At 71.6% G+C, this 20,670-nt stretch carries 15 protein-coding genes; 12 read left to right on the top strand and 3 right to left on the bottom strand.

Annotation, left to right across the window (positions count from 1 at the left end):
- Positions 1–54: 54 nt before the first annotated feature.
- From MTP13_RS02790 to MTP13_RS02765, 6 genes are all read left to right on the top strand, one after another.
- Complete coding sequence (locus tag MTP13_RS02790; RefSeq protein ID WP_243569534.1) at positions 55–1,275, top strand: nucleotide sugar dehydrogenase; 1,221 nt, start codon at positions 55–57, stop codon at positions 1,273–1,275.
- 478 nt (positions 1,276–1,753) lie between these two features.
- Positions 1,754–4,909, top strand: coding sequence for a DUF11 domain-containing protein (locus MTP13_RS02785; RefSeq protein ID WP_243569533.1), 3,156 nt, complete (start codon positions 1,754–1,756; stop codon positions 4,907–4,909).
- Positions 4,910–5,080: 171 nt separating this feature from the next.
- Positions 5,081–5,875, top strand: coding sequence for a hypothetical protein (locus MTP13_RS02780; protein ID WP_243569532.1), 795 nt, complete (start codon positions 5,081–5,083; stop codon positions 5,873–5,875).
- A 74-nt stretch (positions 5,876–5,949) separates the two neighbouring features.
- Positions 5,950–6,684 carry a FadR/GntR family transcriptional regulator gene (locus MTP13_RS02775; RefSeq protein WP_243569531.1) on the top strand — a complete coding sequence of 245 codons (735 nt, stop codon included), beginning with the start codon at positions 5,950–5,952 and terminating at the stop codon, positions 6,682–6,684.
- On the top strand, positions 6,681–7,883 hold the full coding sequence (locus MTP13_RS02770; protein WP_243569530.1) for a CynX/NimT family MFS transporter: 1,203 nt from the start codon (positions 6,681–6,683) through the stop codon (positions 7,881–7,883). Before MTP13_RS02775 ends, MTP13_RS02770 begins: the two co-directional genes overlap by 4 nt.
- A 636-nt stretch (positions 7,884–8,519) precedes the next feature.
- The gene (locus MTP13_RS02765) at positions 8,520–10,724 is read left to right on the top strand and encodes an arylsulfatase (protein WP_243569529.1); all 2,205 of its coding nucleotides are present in this window, start codon (positions 8,520–8,522) and stop codon (positions 10,722–10,724) included.
- A 280-nt stretch (positions 10,725–11,004) separates the two neighbouring features.
- Here the strand turns inward: MTP13_RS02765 and MTP13_RS02760 are convergent, their stop codons facing one another.
- Positions 11,005–12,357 (bottom strand): FAD-binding oxidoreductase, encoded by a 1,353-nt coding sequence (locus MTP13_RS02760; protein WP_243569528.1) that lies wholly within the window; start codon positions 12,355–12,357, stop codon positions 11,005–11,007.
- 160 nt (positions 12,358–12,517) lie between these two features.
- Between MTP13_RS02760 and MTP13_RS02755 the strand changes: the two genes are divergently transcribed.
- Positions 12,518–13,420, top strand: coding sequence for a CPBP family intramembrane glutamic endopeptidase (locus MTP13_RS02755; protein ID WP_243569527.1), 903 nt, complete (start codon positions 12,518–12,520; stop codon positions 13,418–13,420).
- A gap of 4 nt (positions 13,421–13,424) precedes the next feature.
- On the opposite strand, the gene add is transcribed toward MTP13_RS02755, so the two are convergent.
- Together add and MTP13_RS02745 are read right to left on the bottom strand one after the other, a co-directional pair.
- On the bottom strand, positions 13,425–14,414 hold the full coding sequence (gene add / locus MTP13_RS02750; RefSeq protein WP_243569526.1) for an adenosine deaminase: 990 nt from the start codon (positions 14,412–14,414) through the stop codon (positions 13,425–13,427).
- Positions 14,414–15,361 (bottom strand): nucleoside hydrolase, encoded by a 948-nt coding sequence (locus MTP13_RS02745; protein WP_243569525.1) that lies wholly within the window; start codon positions 15,359–15,361, stop codon positions 14,414–14,416. Before MTP13_RS02745 ends, add begins: the two co-directional genes overlap by 1 nt.
- Positions 15,362–15,507: 146 nt before the next feature.
- Here MTP13_RS02745 and MTP13_RS02740 point away from each other — a divergent pair, with 146 nt between their 5' ends.
- The 5 genes from MTP13_RS02740 (at position 15,508) to MTP13_RS02720 (ending at position 20,669) form a co-directional block, all read left to right on the top strand.
- Positions 15,508–16,419: a PfkB family carbohydrate kinase gene (locus MTP13_RS02740; RefSeq protein WP_243569524.1), complete on the top strand. Its 912-nt coding sequence runs from the start codon at positions 15,508–15,510 to the stop codon at positions 16,417–16,419.
- Between the two features lie 44 nt (positions 16,420–16,463).
- A complete protein-coding gene (locus tag MTP13_RS02735) occupies positions 16,464–17,354 on the top strand; it encodes a nucleoside phosphorylase (protein WP_243569523.1) in 891 nt (296 codons plus the stop codon).
- Positions 17,355–17,504: 150 nt separating this feature from the next.
- Positions 17,505–18,854, top strand: a complete 1,350-nt coding sequence (locus MTP13_RS02730; RefSeq protein ID WP_230765778.1) for an ABC transporter substrate-binding protein — start codon at positions 17,505–17,507, stop codon at positions 18,852–18,854.
- 64 nt (positions 18,855–18,918) lie between these two features.
- Positions 18,919–19,848, top strand: coding sequence for a carbohydrate ABC transporter permease (locus MTP13_RS02725; protein ID WP_243569522.1), 930 nt, complete (start codon positions 18,919–18,921; stop codon positions 19,846–19,848).
- On the top strand, positions 19,845–20,669 hold the full coding sequence (locus tag MTP13_RS02720) for a carbohydrate ABC transporter permease (RefSeq protein ID WP_243569521.1): 825 nt from the start codon (positions 19,845–19,847) through the stop codon (positions 20,667–20,669). Before MTP13_RS02725 ends, MTP13_RS02720 begins: the two co-directional genes overlap by 4 nt.
- Position 20,670: the final 1 nt, after the last annotated feature.

Raw genomic sequence — 20,670 nt, 5'->3', positions numbered from 1 at the left:
CTGTCTCGGCCCCGAGCGACCTTGAAACGCCGAAGAGACTCGCGCAGAGAAGCCGTGCTGCAGGTCGGCATCGTCGGCACCGGCTACGTCGGACTGCCGCTCGGCATCGCTCTTGCTCAGGCGGGGCATCGCATACGAGGTTTCGACACCGATCAGGACCAGCGCGCGTCCGCCGCGGAGCATGCCGCCGCCGCCGGGCTCACCGTCGAGGAATTCGTCGCCGTTCCTGAGCCGGCAGGGCTCGCCGGGTGTGACGTGTTCATCATCACCGTGCCGACTCCGACGCAGCTCGGACGCCCCGACCTCCGGCATGTCGAGGCCGCCTGCGCGAGCGTCGCCACCGCAATGGCACCAGGCGCACTCGTCATCCTGGAAAGCACGGTCAGCCCGGGGACGACGCGAAACGTGTGCTTGCCGATCCTCGAGCAAGCCTCTGGGCTGCTCGGCGGTCCCGACTTCCGACTCGCCTACTCGCCGGAACGAATCAATCCGGGCGACCCAGACCATCGCATCGGATCCGTCCCCAAGGTCGTCGCCGGCCTCGACGGGGCCTCCCTCGAAGCCGCCGCCGCGCTGTACGGCGGAGTCACCGACGTGCATCGGGCGCCGAGCATCGAAGTCGCCGAGCTCGCGAAACTCGTGGAGAACACGCAACGCGATGTCAACGTCGCGTTCGTGAACGAGGTCTCGAACCTCGCCAACGCCCTGGGGCTGCAGACGAGCGAGGTCCTCGAGGTCGCAGCGACGAAGTGGAACTTCCTTCCCTTCCGGCCGGGCGTGGTCGGCGGGCACTGTATCGCCGAAGACCCCCACTACCTCCTCGCTGCCGGGGAAGCTAGCGGAGTGGCGATGCCCACCGTCTCCGCCGCGCGCGCGACGAATGCCGACCGCGCGGACCGAATCGCCGACGCGCTCGCCTCGGCCCAGCCGGACCCGGCAGACGGAACCGTCGTCATCTACGGCGCCTCCTACAAGGCGAACGTCCTGGACTGCAGGAACTCCGCCGCAGACCAACTCGAACGCGCCCTCGCCCGTCGGGGGTATCGAACGACGGTCGTCGATCCACTTGTGGAAGGCGACCTCGCGTTCGAACGACATCACGCCGCGCTCATCGCGAACCCCGCCGGTCTCGTGGTCGCCGCAATCGTCCACGACCGATTCGCCGAGCTCGCGAACGCGCACGTTCGCCAGATGGTCCGACGCGACGGCACCGTGGTCGACTTGACCGGCGCGCTCGATCCCGCCGGGTTCCCCCGCTACATCCGTTTCGACTAGCGAACCCGCGACACTTCGGGCCCGAAAGGAACACGACATGTATGAGGAATCACTCGCAGCCACCGGGGTCGGCACGATCGTCGTCGGTGCGGCCGTCGTCGACGTTTGGTGGGTCGCTGCAGCCGCCATCGGCATCGGCGCACTCGCACTGGTCACGAGCCGCGCAGTACGGGCCGCCCGAGCGCGAGCGACTCGAGAAGAGTAAGGGGCGCGGCTTTCGCGCCTCTGCGGGAGGCTCGTGAAGTCACGACCACGTCGTCGCCCGGTACCGGATGAATCCTCAGCTACTGAGGTGCTCGCGACCCGCTACCTAGCCGATCCGTGGCCGGTACCTACCCGTGCTGCACCGACACGCAAGGCTCCGCCTCCGACGCCGCGCTCGTCGGCTTCTGGCGGATCTGCCGCGGTCCCGCGGGAGACAGTGTGTGTGGCGCAGTGCGCCTTACCCGATTGCCCATTACCCGAATTGCGATGAATCATGTCTCGAACCCGATCCATCTGGGCTGCCACCGCAACCGCGCTGCTCGCCCTCGTCCTCGGGCTGCTGAACCCAGCAGCAGCCTTCGCCGGTAACGACGGCATGCTGAACACCGCGCTCACCGCGAAGAACGCCGCCGTGTACTCCGGCGACGCGCTCGTGTACGAGGCGCAGCTCAGCTGCTCGGACCCGGCGGAGTGCACCGACGTCACCCTGCACTTCTCAAAACCGGTCGCCGTCAAGGCCGGCGCGAAGGGCACCGTCACCAAGCCGTACCCGCCCGGGGTCAGCTCAGTCACCGCGAACGACGATGGCACGGTCGACGTCGCCTACTCCGCCACGGCCGCCGGCCTCGTGTCGCAGCTGACGATTTCCTGGCCGACCGAGAACCTGACGACGCCGCCGGGCGATCAGACGACGACGATGACCGTCATCCAGCCGGGGCAACCGGACGTCACACGCGAGGCGACGATCGCGCTGCTCGCCGGCAGTGAGCTCGGCCTGAAGAAGTCGGGCGCGTCGACGACGCTGCCCGATCAGGCGTACACGTACACCTTGAACGCCGGGCTCTCCTACCTCGATCCGGTCAACCACCACGGCGGCCTGACGTTCACGAACGTGGTGCTGGTCGATCCACTCCCCGCTGACGCGGTGTTCGTGAGCGCGTCGATGGGTGGTGTCTACGACGCTGCCAGCCACACCGTGACGTGGCAGATCGGAAAGCTCGGCGCCGGGACGGAAGTGCTCGTCACGGTCACCTACCCCGCACCCGCCGACGGCGGCGAGTCCGAGTATGTGAACACCGCGACGCTGACCGGCGTGCAGATCGGCGCCGATAAGCCGACGAGCGTCGACTCGAGCTCCCCGGTGACGGTGCGCGCGGACGCGCCGGACTACCGCGTCACCGCCTCCAAGAGCGGCACCCCGCTGATCGCCGACGGCGTGCAGCACTTCGAGATCGTGCTCACCAACCGCAGCAACGCGGCCGCCGACATCCGGGTCACCGACCCGATCCCCGACGGTCTCGTCGTGACCTCCGTCGACCGCGGCTACTACGGGGCCTCGCCCGGCAGCACGATCGAGTTCGGCTACGTCGACGGCAGCACCAGCGGTCCGCTCGACTTCGATGTGCCGACCGTGCCCGTTCCGGCCGGCGCGCCGCGCGTCGCGACCGTCACCGTGGTCTTCCACCAGTTGCCGGTGAACCGCACCGCGAGCGTCTACGTGTACACCGTGGCGGACTGGGAGGCGATCGGCGACGGCACGAGCCTGACCAACTGCGCCACGATCGAGACCATCGAGACCGGCGACGCGCAGCAGCAGTGCGCGCGGGTCGAGGTGTCGCCGGTGCCGGTGCCCTCGCCGGGAATCGGCAAGGCCGCCGACCAGACTCCGGTCGGTCCGGGCGGCACCATGACCTGGACACTGGCGATCACCAACTCGGACAACAACCCGACCCCGCTCATGCCGGTGGTCTACGACAACATCCCGAACCAGCTCGAGTACGTACCCGGCTCCCTTCGACTCGCGCCCGGTTCCGGCGACTACTGCCTGCCGGCCTCCGACTTCCGCGAGGAGCTCCTCGCGGGCTGGAACGCCGATCATGGACTGCAGTACGACGACCGACGCGCAGTGACCGTGCGGTGGACCTACACGGGCACCACCGGGCTCGTGATCCCGAAATGGCGGGCAGGGTGCGAGTACGAGTACGACACCCTCGTGAAGCCCGGCACCCCGAGCGGCTCGTACACCGGGAACAGCAGCTCCGGCAGCTTCCGCGGGAATGACGCGACGATCTTCGATCGCGACCGTAGGATCCCCGCCTCGATGTACGGATACCTGAACGACCTCTACGACGAGGACGGCGACGGCGACACGACTGAGCAGGCTCCGCGAGTGGCAGCCGACTTCTCGGTCGCGGATTCGGCGGCGGCGTGGATCGAGAAGCACGTCACCGGCGATCAGGACGGCGGCCACTGGTTCGACTCCGCCGAGAAGAAGGGCAAGCAGGCCGAGGTCGGCACCTCGGTGCCCGGCGGCACGGTCTCGTACCAAGTGCGACTCGGCAACCTCGGCAACCGCGACCTCACGAAGCTCGTGGCCTACGACCTGCTGCCGCTCCCCGGCAACCACGGCGTCACGAACGGCCGCTATGCCCAGGACCCGCCGGGGAACGGAAACGAGTGGACGCCCACGATGACGGGCCCCATCCCGAACCCTGTACCCGGCTCGCTCACCATCACGTACTCCACGAAGGCGGACCCGTGCCGTCCCGAGATGGACAACTCCGACGAGCACTCGGCGTCGTTCTTCTGCGACGGACAGCAGGATGCCTCGTGGCGGACCTCCGAACAGGTCGGCGACTGGTCGCAGATCCGGGCCGTCCGCTTCGACTTCGGTGACCACGTCTTCGCGGGAGGCGAATTCGTCGACCTGGAGTGGACGATGGCCGCGCCGACCGCACGTGCGGACGGCTCGCCGATCCACGGCGGCGAGCGCACCTGGAACCGGATCGCCCTCGACTCGGTCCAGGCGGCCGATGGCACGCCCCTGCTGGCCGCCGAGGCACCGTGGGTGGTCGACCGGATGGCCGTCCCGGCGGCGCCGACGGCACCCGCGATCTCGATCGAGAAGTGGTCGACCGAGGATGGCTTCCCACTGGGCGACTTCGACGATGCCCCGGGCAAGACGGTGCCGGCGAAGACGGCGACCGCGATCACGATGACCGTCACGAACACGGGCGCCGAAGCGCTGCGCGACGTGACCGTGGCCGATGAGACGCTCGACGGGCCCGCCATGACCGGACTGAGCTGCGACTTCTCGCCGCTCGGCGGCCCGGCGAGCGGCACCGAATGGGCCGGCCCGTTCGAGGTCGGCGCGAGCGTCGATTGCACCGGCGAGGTGCCGGGGCTGGATGGCGGAGCCGCCCACGCCGACCGTGCGAGCGTCACGGGGGTCGGAGTCGTCTCGGGCACCCTGGTGCGCGACGCCGACGACTGGCACGCCAGGGCCTCGAAGCGAGAGGCGCCTCCAGCTCCGTTCGACGGCCCCGACGCGCTCGCGCACACCGGCATCGTGCTCGGAGCGGTGGGCCTCGCGGCCGGACTGCTCCTGCTCGGGCTGCTGCTCGCTCGTCGTCGCCGCGCCCGCGCCTGACGGCGTCCGCGGTCCGTCCGGCCGGCCCGCTTCGCAGCGGGGTCGGCCGGACGCGTGCCCGGTACCACCATCCGCCCCCACCTTCAGGAGGACCATTCCGTGAGCACGATCGATCCGCGAGTACGTGCGGCACAACGCGCAGAACGTCAGCGAGGCAGCCTCGGCAGACTCGTGACCGCGCTCGCGATGAGTCTCGTGGCCGTCGTCGGCGGAGCGAGCTTCGGCTTCGGGCTGCTCTGCGCCCTCGACACGTTCCGGGTGATGAGCATGAACGGCATCTTCGACTCCTGGGAGTCGCCGATCGCCGATCAGTGGCCCATCTTCCTGCTCCCGGGGATCTTCGGCGGCGTTCTCGTCGGCGCGATCGGCCGGAAGGCCGCGGCGGCGTACGGCGGTCGACTGGGTGCGACGCTCCTCGTCATCCCATTCACGCTGATCGGCGTCCTCGCGGTGGCTACCGCGGCACCGCAGCTCATGACGCCGCCGTCGCAACTGGGGACCAAGCTCGACCCTGCGTTCAATCACCCGGAGCCCTGGCAGCTCGACGCCTGGGTGGCCTACTGGGCCCCCTTCGCAGCGCCGGGTGTCGTCGGCGTCGCCCTGCTCGTCGTGCTCGTCGTGCGGGTGCGGTCCATGAGGAAGGCCGCATTCGCGGCGCGGCTCGTGGAGCAGGGGCGCCGGGTCGAGGGCACCGTGACGGAGGTCGGCGGAGGGTCGACCGAGGTGAACGGGCAGCTGCTCATCACGTTCACGGTGCGGTTCGTCGACCATCACGGGACCACCCGCTTCGTGACGAAGCGCAAGCCCGTCCCGCTCGCTCAGCTCCCGAGCGTCGGGCAACGCGCAGTGGTCTTCTTCGAGCCGGAGCACGTGGGTGACGAGGGCCGCATCGCCGTCGGGTTCGGCTCCGACACCGACCTCGACGACGCGCTGAGTCTGCACGCGGCGGCCGGGCCGGCTCGCTGACCTCACTCGGGAGCGTTCGCGGCCGACTCCATCATTTGTCCAACATTTGGCTCAATCGGGCGTAGGGTGGTGCAGTGCCCGGAATCTCCCACAACACCCCGCTCTCCGCACAACTGGCCGACGAGCTCCGCCGCCGCATCGCCGAGGGCGAGTACGCCGTCGGCGCGCTCCTGCCGACCGAGGCCGAGCTGGCCGCCGAGTTCGAGGTGAGCCGCAACAGCCTGCGCGAGGCGATCCGCTCGCTCGTGCACGCCGGGCTCCTCGGCGCCCGCGCCGGCTACGGCACCTTCGTCGTCGCCGCGAGCGACGTCGCCCCGGCGCTCGCCAGGCGCCTCGACCACGACCGAGCCGAGGACGTCGCCGAGGTGCGGCTCCTGCTCGAGCGCGAGGGCGCGCGCCTCGCCGCCCTGCGCGCGGGCGAGCCGGAGCACCGGGCCATCCTCGACGCGCTCGCCGCCCGCACCGCCGCCGAGACCGCGCCGGAGTACGCGGCCGCCGACGTGCGCTTCCACCGCGCGGTTCAGGATGCCTCGGGCAACGCCCTGCTCGCCGAGCTCTACCGCGGCGTCGGCGGCAACGAGCAGGCCCTCGCGCCGCTCTCGGGCCCCGAGGTCGACCTCGCCGCCCAGCGCGCCGCGTTCGGGCACGTCGACGACGCGCACGCCGAGCTCGCCGAGGCGATCGTCGCCGGCGATGCGGAGGCGGCGACCGAGGCCGCGGAACGGATGGTCCGCCTCGCGCACCAGCAAACCGGGTTCCCCGGGGCCGGCACCGGGGCCGCCGCGAGCGCCGCCGAGGCCGCCCGATGAGCCGCCGGGGAGCCGCCCGTGCCCTCAGCCCCGCGCTCGTGCTCGCGGGGCTGCTGCTCGTCGCGGCGAACCTCCGCGCCGGCATCACCACAGTCGGCCCCGTCCTCGGCGAGCTGCAGCAGGACCTCGGGCTGGCCTCGCTCGAGGCATCCGTGCTCACCAGCCTGCCGCTCGTCGCCTTCGCGATCGTGTCGCCGATCGCGCCGGCGGTCGCGAGCCGGATCGGCCTCGAACGCTCCCTCGGCATCGCCCTCGCCGCCCTCGCCGTCGGCCTCGTCGTGCGCTCCCTGCCCGGCCTGCCGCTGCTCTGGCTCGGCACCGCCCTGCTCGGCGTCGCGATCGCCGTGCTGAACGTCGTGCTTCCCGCCGTCGTGAAGCGCGACTTCCCGAAGCGCATCGGCCAGGTCACCGGCGCCTACTCGGCCGTGCAGGCGGCCTTCGCCGCGCTCGCCGCCGGCGTCGCCGTGCCCGTCGCCGGCGCGTCGGCGCTCGGCTGGCGGCTGCCGCTCGGCATGTGGGCCGGCCTCGCACTCATCGCGTTGGCCGTCATGCTGCCCCAGTTCCGGCGCACCACGCACCTCTCCGCGCAGGACCTCGCCGACGCCGAGCACCCCGACCTCTCGGGGCTGCGCTCGCCGTGGCGCTCGGCGATCGGCTGGCAGGTCACCGCGTTCATGGGGCTGCAGTCGCTCGGCTTCTACGTGCTGATCACCTGGCTGCCCTCGATCGAGGCCTCGGCCGGGATCGATCGGGCCGCCGCGGGCCTGCACCAGCTGCTGCTGAACGGCGCGGGCATCGCGGGCAGCCTCGCGGCATCCGCGCTCATCCCGAGGCTCCGCGACCAGCGCTGGCTCGCCGCGGGCAGCTCGGCGCTCTTCCTCGGCTCGGTGCTCGGGGTGCTGCTCGCGCCGCAGCTCTCCGCCGGGTGGGCGATCCTCGCGGGCATCGCGGGGGGATCGAACATCGTGATCGCGCTGAGCTCGTTCGGCCTGCGCACCAGCCATCACGCGCAGGCGGCCTCGCTCTCCGGCATGGCGCAGTCGGTCGGGTACACGCTCGCGGCGATCGGGCCGATCGCGGTCGGCCTCATGCACGACGTCACCGGTTCGTGGACGCCGCCGCTGCTCGTGCTCGCCGGCCTCGTGTGCCTCACCGTCGTCTTCGGCTTCCTGGCCGGGCGGGACCGCGTGCTCCGCTGAGCCGCGGCCCCGCCCCACCCCGCCCGCCCCACCACCCCGCCCTCTCTTTCCCGCCCGCCCCTTCCTGCCCCCCTTTCCCGCCCCGCCGTCCCCGCCCGAGGGGTCACTTTCCCGACACCCGCTTCGTGCTGGCGCGGTGCTCCTGACGGAAAGCGACCCCGTCGGCGAGGTGGGAGCCGAAGGGGTGCCGGGGCGGGCCGGGGGCGGGCCGACCGGATGGCAAGACGGCAGTATTTGCGGGTTGGGAGGGCCGCGCACCCGCAAATGCTGCCGTCTTGCCCTTGGGCGGCGGGCAGAGGAGGGCAGGGCAGGGCCGGGGCGGCGGCGTGGGAGAGGGCGTGGGAGAAGGCGGGGCGGGGCGGCGGGCGGACCTTGAGTTCGGCTCGCGATTCGCCCTAGGCTGCGAGCGGGCGAGGCGACGGCGGCGAAGGCGCCGCCGGATCCGGGGGGATGCGGTCGGCTCCGTCTGCCGCAACGGCGCGGCACCGCAGAGTCGAGGTCGACATGTCGGGCAGGCGCACATCGGTCATCGGGGAGGCGCTGCCGACGGCACGCACCCTGCCATTCCCGCCGAAATCCTCCGGCAGCGCCGCCGGGCGCACACTGCAGGAGTCCACCTACTCGCCGAGACCGCCCGTGCGGCATCTCCCGGCCGACGCGCCGAACGTGCTCGTCATCCTCATCGACGATGCCGGCCCGGCCCTGCCGAAGCCGCTCGGCGGCCTCGTCGAGACGCCGACGCTCGCCCGCATCCGGGAGGGAGGCATCGGCTTCAACCGCTTCCACACCACCGCGATGTGCTCGCCCACTCGCGCGTCCCTGCTGACGGGACGCAACCACCACCGCGTCGGCAACGGCCAGATCGCCGAGCTCGCGAACGACTGGGACGGCTACTCGGGGCACATCCCGAAGTCGAGCGCGACGATGGCCGAGGTGCTGCGTCAGTACGGCTACTCGACCGCGGCGTGGGGCAAGTGGCACAACACGCCCGCCGAGGAGACGACGGCGGCCGGCCCCTTCGACCGCTGGCCCACCGGCTACGGTTTCGAGTACTTCTACGGCTTCCTCGCCGGCGAGGCATCCCAGTACGAACCCAACCTGGTGCGGAACACGACGACCGTGCTGCCGCCGCGCTCGCCCGAGGACGGCTACCACCTGAGCGAGGACCTCGCCGACGACGCGATGCGCTGGCTGCGCGACCACAAGGCCAACGCGCCCGACCAGCCGTTCTACCTCTACTGGGCGACCGGCGCGATCCACGGACCGCACCACGTCATGAAGGAGTGGGCCGACAAGTACGCCGGCGTCTTCGACGACGGCTGGGACGCCTACCGCGAGGAGGCCTTCGCCGGGGCGAAGGCGGCGGGCTGGATCCCCGACGACGCCGAGCTCACCCCGCGGCCCGACAGCCTGCAGGGCTGGGACGAGATCCCCGAGCACCAGAAGCCCTTCCAGCGCCGGCTGATGGAGGTCGCCGCCGGCTTCGGCGAGCACGCCGACGTGCAGGCCGGCCGGCTCATCGACGAGCTCGAACGGCTCGGCTACCTCGACGACACGATCATCGTCTACATCTGGGGCGACAACGGCTCCTCGGGGGAGGGGCAGAACGGCACGATCAGCGAGCTGCTCGCGCAGAACATGATCCCGACGACCATCGACCAGCACCTCGCCGCGCTCGAGGAACTCGGCGGCCTCGACGCGCTCGGCACCCCGGCGACCGACAACCAGTACCACGCGGCGTGGGCGTGGGCGGGCTCGACGCCCTACCAGGGCATGAAGCTCATGGCCTCGCACCTGGGCGGCACCCGGAACCCCATGTTCATGCAGTGGCCGGGCCGGATCGCGGCGGATGCCTCGCCGCGCACGCAGTTCCACCACGTCATCGACCTCGTGCCGACGATCTACGAGATCATCGGCATCCAGCCGCCGGAGACGGTGAACGGCATCCCGCAGATCCCCATCGACGGCACGAGCTTCGCCTACGCGATCGACGACGCCGCGGCCGAGGGGCGGCACCGGGTGCAGTACTTCGAGATCATGGGGAGCCGGTCGATCTACGCCGACGGCTGGCTCGCCTCGGCGACCGGGCCGCGGCTGCCCTGGGTGCCCGGCGCCCCTCCCGGCATCGCGACCTGGACCCCCGACGCCGACCCGTGGGAGCTCTACCACCTCGACGAGGACTGGAGCCAGGCGCGCGACCTCGCCGCCGAGCACCCCGAGAAGCTCGCGCAGCTGAAGGAGCTCTTCGCGATCGAGGCGGCGCGCAACGAGGTGCTGCCCGTCGGCGGCGGACTCTGGGTGCCCGTCTACCACCCCGAGTACCGGCTCGGACCGGCCTACACGGAGTGGGAGCTCTCGGGCGACACGGTGCGGATCCCCGAGTTCTGCGCGCCCGCGCTCGGGAACACGCCGAACCTCGTCACCATCCGGGCCACGCTGCCCGAGGGTGCGAACGGGGTGCTCTACAAGCTCGGCGGGGCCGGCGGCGGCCTCACCGCGTACCTGCTCGACGGCGTGCTGCACTACGAGTACAACCTGTTCCTCGTGCAGCGGACGATCATCGCGGCGGACGCGCCGCTCCCCGCGGGCGAGACGACGATCGAGATCGAGACGGCGTACGTCGAGCGGCGACCGGGCGGGCCGCTCTCGATCGTGCTGCGGGTCGACGGTGCGGAGGCGGCGAGCGGCACCGTGCCCGTGAGCGCGCCGCTGCTGTTCTCGGCGAACGACTGTCTCGACATCGGGCGCGCGTACGGCGGCGCGGTGTCGCGGGCCTACGCCGAGCGGATGCCGTTCGCCCTCGACGGCACGATCGACGCCGTGCACATCGCGTATCGCTGAGCCGCCCGGCCCGGCCCGGCCCGGACCGGCCCCTCGCTCCGGCAAGACGTCACTTTCCGTGGGTGCGCGAGCTCGCGCACCCGCACAAAGTGACGTCTTGCCGGGGGTTGGGTGGTTCCGGTGCGGGGCCGGGGATGGCGCGGGCCGGCCGGGCCGGCCCGCCCGGGTTCCCGAGCCGGGTGGGCCGGATGGCGCGACGTCAGTATTTGCGGGTCGGGGGCCCCGCGCACCCGCAGATACTGCCGGCTTGCCGCAGAGGCCGGGCCCGCGGGCGGCCGACTCAGGCGAAGACGCGGTTGCCGCGGAAGCGGCCCTCGGGGTCGAGGCGGCGGCGCACCGCGTCGGCGCGTTCGACGTCGGCCAGATCGTAGGCGCCGAGGTAGCTCGGCTCGCCCTCGAGGAACGTCGCGAAGGTGCGCTCGGTGACCCGATCGCCGAGCGCCGCGGCGATCGCGGCGAACCCCGCCTGCACCGCGGGCTCGATGCCCGGCACCGCGACCGCGCGGGCGCTCACGACGTGCGAGTGCGGCACGGCGCCGGCGATCGCCGGGCGCTCGGGCGCCTCGGCGAGGGCCCCGCCGAGCCCGCGGAACTCGATCATCATGATCGCCTGCGCCGCCGGCGACTGCCAGGTCTCGAGGAGCGCGTCGAGACCGGCGTCGTCGAGGTCGGCGAAGCGGCCCCAGCCGTAGCCCGCGCTGGGCTCGGTCGGCTCGTCGGCCACGATCGCGAGCTGCTCGATGCCGATCGGGGCGATCGTGTCGAGCTGCACGGCCCCGGCGGCCCGCACCGGGGCGAGCACCGACTCGAGCACGTCCGCGCCGTTGGTCGAGACGGCCTGCACCGTGACGATCGTGCGGCCGCGCAACTCGGCGGGCACCGCCTCGACGTCGGGCAGCCGCATCGCTCCGGCGTGCAGTGCGACCTCGCGCGGGGCAGCGGCCTGTGCGGCGAGCGCCGCCTGCAGCACCCGCGCGAGGTCGGCTCCGTCGAAGGCGAGCCGGCCGCCGACGAGCTCCCGCGCGGGGTACAACTCGAGCTCGACCGCGGTGACCACGCCGAATGCGCCACCTGCGCCGCGCAACGCCCAGAGCAGCTCGGGGTCGTCGGCGTCGCGCACCCAGCGGTGCTCGCCGTCGGCGGTCAGCAGTTCGACGGCGACGAGCGAGGCGGAGCCCTGCCCGTGCTCGCGGCTGAACCAGGAGTGCCCGCCCGCGAGGAGGAACGGCACGGTGTGCACGACGCGGTTGGACCCCGAGAGGGCGACGAGCCCGGTACCGGCGAGCGCCTCGAGCAGACGACCCCAGCCGACGCCGGCACCAACCCGGGCGACCCGGCGCTCGGCGTCGACCTCGACGGTGTCGAAGTGCGCGGTGCGCACGAGCACGGCCCCCTCGAGCGAGCCGGAGGCGCCGTGCCCGCCGGGCTGCACGGCAAGCTGGAGGCGGTCGGCGCGCGCCGCGTCGAGGAGGGCGCGGAGCTCGTCGACGTCGCGCGGGTTCGCCACGGCGGCGGGGCGCTGGTCGACCGCCCGGTTCCACGGCGCACGCGCCTCGTCGTACGCGGGGTCGCCGGGGAGGACGAGCCGCTCGCCGAAGCGTGCGGCGAGGGCGGTGAGTGCCGTCGAGGTCATAGCGCGACGGTAGCGGGGCCCGCCGACATGCGCCATCCCCGTGCCGGGATCCGCGCGCCGCGCTTCCGCGCCCGCCATCCGCTCCGCTAGCTTCTGAATTGACCTCGACCCGTCGCGCTGCCGGCGCGAGACGCTCGGGGACTTGCCGAGAGGACGCGCCGTGACCGACGCCCCGCTCGCCCGAGATTCCGCAGCAGCGCCCGCCGCCCCCGAGCGCGGCTGGCGCGCCTTCTGGAACCGGGGCGGCTGGTGGAAGGCCCTCATCGTCGTCGTGGTCTACCTCGGCGTCTACCAGCTGCTGCCGATCCTGCTGCTGCCGCTCACCCGGCCGATGATGGACGAGAACATGTTCGCGACGCCGGGCAGCGTGTTCGCCGGGCTCGCCCTGCCGGTCATCCTCGGCTCGATCGTGCTGCTCGCGTTCGCCTGGTCGCTCGGCTGGCTGCCGCGGCCGCTGTTCGGCCGTCAGCCCGTGCGCGGCCGCTGGTGGATGTGGTTCGCGCCGGTGCTCGTGCTCATCCCGATCGCGCTGCGGCTGTTCGGCATCGACTACGGCGCGTACACCGGGGGCGTCATCGTGATGACCTTCGTCGCCGGGCTCTTCATCGGCCTCTCCGAGGAGCTCGTGACGCGCGGCCTCGTCGTGACGCTCATGCGCAAGGCGGGGCACGGCGAGTGGGCCGTCGCCGCGGTGTCGGCGCTGTTCTTCGCGCTCATGCACTCGGTCAACGCGCTCACCGGGCAGGCGATCACGACGGTCGGCTTCACACTCCTGTACACCTTCGCCTTCGGCATCCTGATGTACCTCGTCATGCGCGTGACGGGCAGCATCGTCTGGGCGATGGTGCTGCACGGCCTCACCGATCCGACCACCTTCCTCGCGACGGGCGGCGTCGACAAGACCGGCGGCGCGGCCGCCGAGAGCCCGCTGCTCGCGCTCGCCGGCCCGGCGACGATCCTGCTGATCGTGGGGGCGCTCCTGTTGCTGATCTTCATCCGCGGCCGCGCGACCCCGCTCGCCGCGACGGTCGCGGGCGCGGCGGCCGCGGCGCCGCGGGGCTGAGCGCTCAGGGGAGACGGTCGAGGAGCTCGCGCTTGCGGGCCTCGGGGGCGAAGGACGCCTCGACGGAGTTCCGTGCGAGTCGAGCGAGGTCGTCCTCGCCGAGCCCGAACGCTCCACGCACGGCCGCGACGTTGTCGTCGAGGTAGCCGCCGAAGTACGCCGGGTCGTCGGAGTTCACGGTCACGAGGAGGCCGGCGTCGAGGAGCGCCCGGAACGGCAGCTCCTCGATCCGGTCGACGACGCGCAGCCGCACGTTCGAGAGCGGGCAGACGGTGAGCGAGATGCGCTCGCGGACGAGTCGCGCGACGAGCTCGGCGTCGTCGAGCACGCGGATGCCGTGGTCGATGCGCTCCGCGCCGAGCACGTCGAGCGCCTGCCGCACGTAGTCGGCCGGGCCCTCCTCGCCGGCGTGCGCGACGCGGTGCAGGCCGGCCTCGGCGGCGCGGTCGAAGACGCCGGCGAAGCGGTGCGGCGGGAAGCCGAGCTCGGCCGAGTCGAGCCCGATCCCGAGCAGCGGCGCGCCGGTCTCGGCGGCGGCGTCGAGCACGGCGTCGAGCATGCGCTCGGCGTCGTCGACCGGGCGGTCGCGCAGCACGCAGGCGATGATCCCGGCGGAGATCCCGTGGCGGTCGCCGGCCGCCTCGATCGCGCGCTGCAGCCCGGCGAGCACGGTGCGCTCGGCGACGCCGCGCTCGGTGTGCGCCTGCGGGTCGACGAAGAGCTCGACGTGCGCGACGCCCGCGCGGTGGGCTCTGGCGAAGTACGCCTCGGCGAGGACCTCGAAGTCGCGCTCGCTGCGAAGCACGCCCATGTTCTCGTAGTAGAGCTCGAGGAAGTCCGGCAGGTCCGCGAAGTCGTAGCGGGCGGCGAGCTCCTCCGGCCCCGCGTCCCGGAGGGTGCGGCCCTGCTCGGCGGCGAGGGCGAAGATCGTCTCGGGCTCGAGCGTGCCCTCGATGTGCAGGTGCAGCTCGCAGAAAGGGAGTCCGGAGGTCATCAGGCGACCAGGGTATCGGTGACCAGGTCGAGGAAGCGCGCGTAGTCGAAGTCGCTCGCGACCGTGATGAGCGGGAGCGCCGTCCACTGGTGGTGCGCCCGCCGGTCGACCACCGTCATCCCGCGGGTGAGCCGGCCCTCGGTGGCGACGTCGCAGCGCAGCTGGACGACGGTCGCGAGCGAGGGGGCGATGACGGTCGCGACGGCCGCGCTGTCGATGAGCGAGCAGTACGACTGGTAGCCGCGGCCGTTCACGAAGTCGACGACGCGAACGGCGAGCTCGGCCTCGGGCCGGTCGCTGGCGCGCAGGCGGTCGAGGTCGCCCGGACGGAAGTTGATCTCGGGGTGGGTGGCGACGTCGAGCCCGATCGCGACGAGTTCGAAGCCGGCGCGGAAGACGGCGCTCGCCGCCTCGGGGTCGACGAAGACGTTCCATTCGCTGACCGGGTTGTCGCCGGTCGCCTGCGTCCACGCGTACGGGGTCTCGCCGAAGGAGCCGCCGATGATGACGAGCCGGGCGATCTTGGCCGGCAGCTCGGGGTCGAGCTCGAGCGCCGCGGCGAGGTTCGTCAGCGGGCCGAGCGCGCAGATGGTGAGCTCGCCGGGGTGCGCCGCCGCGGTGTCGACGATGAGCCGGGCCGCGGAGCGGGGGTCGAGCCGGCGTGCCGAGGCGGGGAGGTGCGATTCGGCGAGGCCGTCGCTGCCGTGCGAGAAGGGGTCGGCGGGGTAGTCGCCGGCGGAGGGCACGAGCGGGCCCTGGGCGACGGGGAGTTCGGGGGCGCCGAGCAGGTCGAGCACCCGGAGGGCGTTGTCCGCGGTGCGGTCCGAAGGCAGGTTGCCGGTGACCGCGGTGAGGGCGACGACGTCGAGCGCCTCGTGCTTGAACGCGAGAGCGATGGCGAGCGCGTCGTCCATGCCGGGGTCCGTGTCGATCAGGACCTTCTTCATCGAATGCTCCTCTCCGGCGCCGGCTCCATCGACGGGCGAGACGGCGGTGGCCTTCGCTGGTCGAACCGGCTACGGTGGTTATGGGTATTGTGAACATAACAATATAACCAGGATGGCGCGAGCGGAAGCCGCGCCCGGAGGATGCAATGCAGCAGATCGCGATCCTGTCGCACATCGTCGTCGACGAGGTGCACCAGCCCGGGCGGCCGCCGCACACCGAGGTCGGCGGCGCCGGGGCGTACGCCGCCGTCGGGGCGAGCCTCGTCGCGCCGGCGGCCGGTCGCAGCCTGCTCGTCTCGGGCACCGGCTCGGCCGACCTCGCGGTACTGCGCGCCTGGTGCGCGGAGCGGGGGATCGTCGACGGCCTCTTCGTCGTCGGTGAGCACGGCCCGCGCACCCGCATCGACTACGCCGCCGACGGCGAGCGGGTCGAGACGCCGCAGTTCGGGCTCGAGCACTTCGACGCGCACACCCCGCTGCCGGAGCACGTCCTCGTACCGCCGGAGGCGCTCGACGGCGCCTACCTCTTCCACGACGACGAGGAGCCCTACTGGGCGGCGATCGCGCGGTACCGCGCCCGCGCTGCGGCAGTACCGCTGCTCTGGGAGCTCTCGGCCGCGTGCACCAGGCCGGATCGGCTCAGCGTCGTGCGGCAGCGGGCCGAGCTCGTCGACGCCGTCTCGATCAACCGCACCGAGGCGGTCGAGCTCTTCGGAGTCGACGCGCTCGCGGAGGCCGTCGAAGAGCTCCGCACCCTCGCCCCGCTCGTGCTGCTCCGGCTCGGCGAGGACGGCTCCCTCGTCATCCAGGGCGACACCGTCGTCCGCGTGCCGGCCGTGCGCGTCGCCGCGGTCGATCCGACCGGCGGCGGCAACAGCTACACCGGCGCCTTCCTCGGGGCGTGGGCGGCGAGCGGTGACCCGGTCGACGCCGCCCGGCTCGCCTCCGCCGCCGCGGCCGTCGTGGTCGCCACCGAGGGCGCTCCGCCCGTCGGCGACGCCGAGCGGGAGCGCGTGCGCCGCTCGGCCGCCGCGCTCGTCGCGCGCGAGCTCGACTGACTCCACCCTCCATCCGCTCACCACTCCAGGAAAGGCCCTGCCCGATGACGAACTGGGATCCCTCCGCCCTCTATGACGAGTACCGCTTCGCGGGCAATCTGCCGAAGCGCGGACTGCTCGTCGAGGGGCGCCCCGCACTCTCGCAGCTCGACCCCGACAAGGTGGCGCGCTACGTGCTGCTGATGGTGCGCGACCCGCTGTGCGCCTACGACGACGACCCGGCGACCCAGCTGGCCGCCCGGCTCGAGGACGCCGAGCTGATCGGCCGCTCCGGCATGTTCACCACCTGGAGCGGCACGCACCGCGGCGTGCCGGTGACGCTCGTCTCGGGCGGCAGCGGCTCGCCGGAGGCCGAGCTGATCCTGCACGAGCTGCTCGAGTTCACGGCCGCCGACACCTTCATCCGGGTTGGCGGCTCCGGCGGCATCCACCCCTCGGTCGCCCCCGGCGACCTCGTCGTCTCCTCGGGCGTCGTGCGCGACGAGGGGATGACGCAGGCGTACATCCCCGCCTCGTACCCGGCGGTCGCCTCCTACGAGGTCGTGGTCGCGATGTCGCGCGCGGCCGAGGCGCTCGGGCTGCCGTACCACGTGGGCGTCACGCGTTCGAGCGACAGCGACTTCTGCGGCGTCGGCCGCCCCTCGGTGGGCGGCTACTTCCAGCCATGGCACCTCGACATCCTCGAGACCTGGGCGCGGGCCGGGGTGCTGAACGGCGACCGGGAGTCTGCGGCGATCGTCACGCTTCCCGCGCTGTTCGGCAAGCGCGGCGGCTCCGTCTGCTCCGTCGCCGACAACGTCATCGCCGACCGGCCCTTCGTGGCGGGGGCGGGCCACGCGGCGGCCTCGGAGCTCGCGCTCGCCGGCCTCGTCGAGCTCGCGGCGATGGATGCCGAGGCCGCCGCCCGCGGCGGGCGCCGCTGGCTCGGCCGTTGACGAAGGGCGTTGACGAAGGGCGTTGACGAAGGGCGTTGACGAAGGGCGTTGACGAAGGGCGTTGACGCATTGGTATAAAGGTTATAGAGTCAATACCACCTGACCAATGGTGCGCAGTGGAGCGCACCACCCGAACGGGAGGATCCCCCAATGACGAGGAAGACGCTCGTGGCAGCGGCCGGTATGGCCGTCGTCGCCGCCCTCGCGCTGGCGGGCTGCTCCGGCGATGCAGCCGGCGGCCGCCAGAAGCTCGAACTGTGGTTCTGGGGTGCCCCGCCCCAGCAGCAGCAGGTCATGAAGGACGTGCTGGTCGAGGGCTTCAACGCCTCGCAGGACGAGTACGAACTGCAGGTCACCTTCAACAACGCCGTCGACAAGAACGTGCAGGTAGCCCTCACGGCGAACAAGGGGCCCGACATCGTCTACGGCTCGGGTCCGGCGTTCGCCGCGGCCTACGCCCAGCAGGGCAAGCTCGCTGACATGACGCCGTACGCCGAGAAGTACGGCTGGCAGGACCGCATCCTCGAGCCGATCTACGACTCGGGCACCGTCGACGGCAAGCTCTACTCGCTGCCGAACTCGATCGAGGACATCGGCGTGTTCTACAACACCAAGGTGCTCGACAGCCTCGGCGTCGACGTACCGACGACGTACGACGAGTTCGTCGACGTGCTGGACGCCGCGGACGCGGCCGGGCTGTACCCCTCGGTCACCGGCAACCAGGGCTGGAAGCCGGTCAACCAGAACTACATCTCGCTGTTTCTGTCCCAAGTCGCCGGCGGCAAGACCGTGTACCAGGCGCTCCAGGGCGAGGTGCCCTGGACCGACCCGCGCATCGCGGACGCGGTGACGGCCTCGGCCGAGTTCTACCAGGACGGCTACCTCGGCGGCGACGACTACGCGACGTTGAACTTCGACCAGTCGATGCAGCTGCTGAGCGCCGAGAAGTCGCCGTTCTTCATCGGGCCGAGCCTGGCGTTCCAGTTCGCCTCGAACTACTTCAACGACGAGGCGGGCAACACCGAGGACCTCGGCTTCATGCCGTTCCCGACGATCAACCCGGAGCTGCCGTCGCCGTACTTCACCCTCGGCACGACCGCCTCGCTCTCGATCAACGCCGCCTCGAAGAACCCCGACGGCGCGGCCGAGGTCATCGACTACATGATGTCCGAGGACTTCACCAAGGAGATGAACCGCGACTGGCCGGGCTACTGGGCGGTGCCGCTGAAGGACTTCCCGCTCGACCCCGCCGACTACGACGGGCTCTCCAAGCCCTTCGTCGAGGCGATGCGGCAGACCATCGACGGCGTGAACGCCGGCAACTACGGCTTCTTCGCGGGCACGTTCTTCCCGCCCGCGACGGCCACGCTGTTCACCGACGTCGACGGCGTCTGGCTCGGGACCCAGACGACCGAGCAGTTCCTCGACCAGGTCGAGAGCACCTTCACCGGCGAGCTCGACAAGGGCCTCGTGCCGCCGCTCCCCGAGCCGGCGAACTGATCCACCGACGGAAGGGTGCGCCGCACGGCGACGCGCGGCGCACCCGCCCCCAGGAGCGAACGACATGACTGCGAACCTCGCGCCCCCAGCGGTCGCGGCCCGCCCGGCCCGGCCCCCGGCCGCCCGCACCCGCAACGCCCACCTCCGCAAGCGCACGGCGATCAACTACGCCCTCGTCGCGCCCGCCCTCGTGCTCTCGATCGTCGTCGTCGTCATCCCGGGCATCCTGACCCTGCTCTTCGCCTTCACCGACTGGAGCGGGATCGGCTTCGACTTCGCGTTCGTCGGCGTCGACAACTTCCGCGAGATCCTCGCCGACCCGGTGTTCGCCACCTCGCTGACGAACAACATCACCTGGCTCGTGCTCTTCCTCACGCTGCCGGCGATCGTGGGCCTGCTCACCGCAGCGCTCCTCCTCCGCCGCAAGCGCATGCGCACCTTCTACCAGGTGATCTTCCTCATGCCCTACGTGCTCGCGCCGGTCGTGAACGCGCTCATCTGGCAGACGATCATCTACAACCCGAACGGCGGTGTGTTCGGCGCGCTCGGCATCCCCTCGCCGACCGCCTCGATGCAGACCTCGCTGTACGCCGCCGCCGCAGTCGACATGTGGCACTACTGGGGCTTCCTGACGGTCGTCTACCTCGGTGCCATGCGGCAGACTCCGATGGACCAGGTCGAGGCGGCCGTCGTCGACGGAGCGAGCGGCTGGGGCGTGTTCCGGCACGTGTACCTGCCGAGCATCCGGCCGACGCTCATGCTCATGGGCGTCATGACCGTGATCTTCTCCTTCCTCGCCTTCGACTACGTCTTCCTCCTCACGCAGGGCGGACCGGCGCACTCGAGCGAGGTGATGGGCACCTACGCCTACGCGTTCGCGTTCTCCTCGTTCGAGTTCGGCAAGGCCGCGGCGGTCGGCATCATCATGAGCTTCTTCGGGCTCATCGCCTCCGTGGTCTACACGAGGCTCAGCAGGGCGGAGCTCATGCGATGACCAGATCGTTGAAGCAGCTGACCGGGCACCTCGTGCTCGCGGTCTTCGGGGTGATCGCGCTGGTCCCGCTGCTGCTCGTGCTCATCAACAGCTTCAAGACGAACGCGGAGGTGCTGGAGAGCCCGTTCGGGCTGCCCGCCCACGTCGGCTTCGAGAACTTCTTCACCGCGTGGACCTACGGCGGCTTCGGCCCCGGCTTCCTGAACAGCGTGCTGCTGACGGGCACCACCGTGCTCGTCGTGCTGATCTGCTCGAGCCTCGCCGGCTACGTGCTCGCCGGGCAGAAGGTGCGGCGCTGGCCGGCCATCATGGTCTACTTCACGATGGCGATGACGGTGCCGATCCAGCTGTTCATCTTCCCGCTCTATTCCGTCGTGGCCTCGCTCGACCTCACCGACAGCCCGGTCGTCGTCGGCGTCATCCTCGCGGCGGTGAACATGCCCTTCGCGACGTTCATGATGCGCACCTTCTTCCTGAACGTGCCGGCCGAGCTCGAAGAGGCCGCGCTGATGGACGGCGTCAGCACCTTCCAGCTCGTCACCCGGGTGCTGCTGCCGCTCGTGCGGCCCGGCCTCATCACGGTCGGCGTGATCGTCGGGCTGAACGCCTGGAACGAGTTCCTCATCTCCTCGACGTTCCTGCAGAACCCGTCGGCGCAGACGCTCACGCTCGGCTTCCTCACGATGAACGGCACCTTCTCGACCGACATCGGCACGATGATGGCCGGCGCGCTGATCCTCATCGTCCCCGTGCTCGCGGTGTTCATCGCCCTGCAGCGCTACGTCGTCGACGGCATGGCGGCCGGGGCGGTGAAGGGCTGAG

Source organism: Agromyces soli (genome assembly GCF_022811605.1).
Taxonomy (GTDB): domain Bacteria; phylum Actinomycetota; class Actinomycetes; order Actinomycetales; family Microbacteriaceae; genus Agromyces; species Agromyces soli.
The sequence above is the reverse complement of the archived record's forward strand: the minus strand, read 5'-3'. Positions and strand labels throughout refer to the sequence as shown.

Excerpts from the sequence above, each read along its gene's own strand:
- MTP13_RS02785 (WP_243569533.1), top strand. The coding sequence starts at position 1,754 with ATGTCTCGAACCCGATCCATCTGGGCTGCCACCGCAACCGCGCTGCTC.
- MTP13_RS02770 (WP_243569530.1), top strand. The coding sequence starts at position 6,681 with ATGAGCCGCCGGGGAGCCGCCCGTGCCCTCAGCCCCGCGCTCGTGCTC.
- MTP13_RS02760 (WP_243569528.1), bottom strand. The coding sequence starts at position 12,357 with ATGACCTCGACGGCACTCACCGCCCTCGCCGCACGCTTCGGCGAGCGG.
- add (WP_243569526.1), bottom strand. The coding sequence starts at position 14,414 with ATGACCTCCGGACTCCCTTTCTGCGAGCTGCACCTGCACATCGAGGGC.
- MTP13_RS02745 (WP_243569525.1), bottom strand. The coding sequence starts at position 15,361 with ATGAAGAAGGTCCTGATCGACACGGACCCCGGCATGGACGACGCGCTC.
- MTP13_RS02740 (WP_243569524.1), top strand. The coding sequence starts at position 15,508 with ATGCAGCAGATCGCGATCCTGTCGCACATCGTCGTCGACGAGGTGCAC.
- MTP13_RS02735 (WP_243569523.1), top strand. The coding sequence starts at position 16,464 with ATGACGAACTGGGATCCCTCCGCCCTCTATGACGAGTACCGCTTCGCG.
- MTP13_RS02730 (WP_230765778.1), top strand. The coding sequence starts at position 17,505 with ATGACGAGGAAGACGCTCGTGGCAGCGGCCGGTATGGCCGTCGTCGCC.
- MTP13_RS02725 (WP_243569522.1), top strand. The coding sequence starts at position 18,919 with ATGACTGCGAACCTCGCGCCCCCAGCGGTCGCGGCCCGCCCGGCCCGG.
- MTP13_RS02720 (WP_243569521.1), top strand. The coding sequence starts at position 19,845 with ATGACCAGATCGTTGAAGCAGCTGACCGGGCACCTCGTGCTCGCGGTC.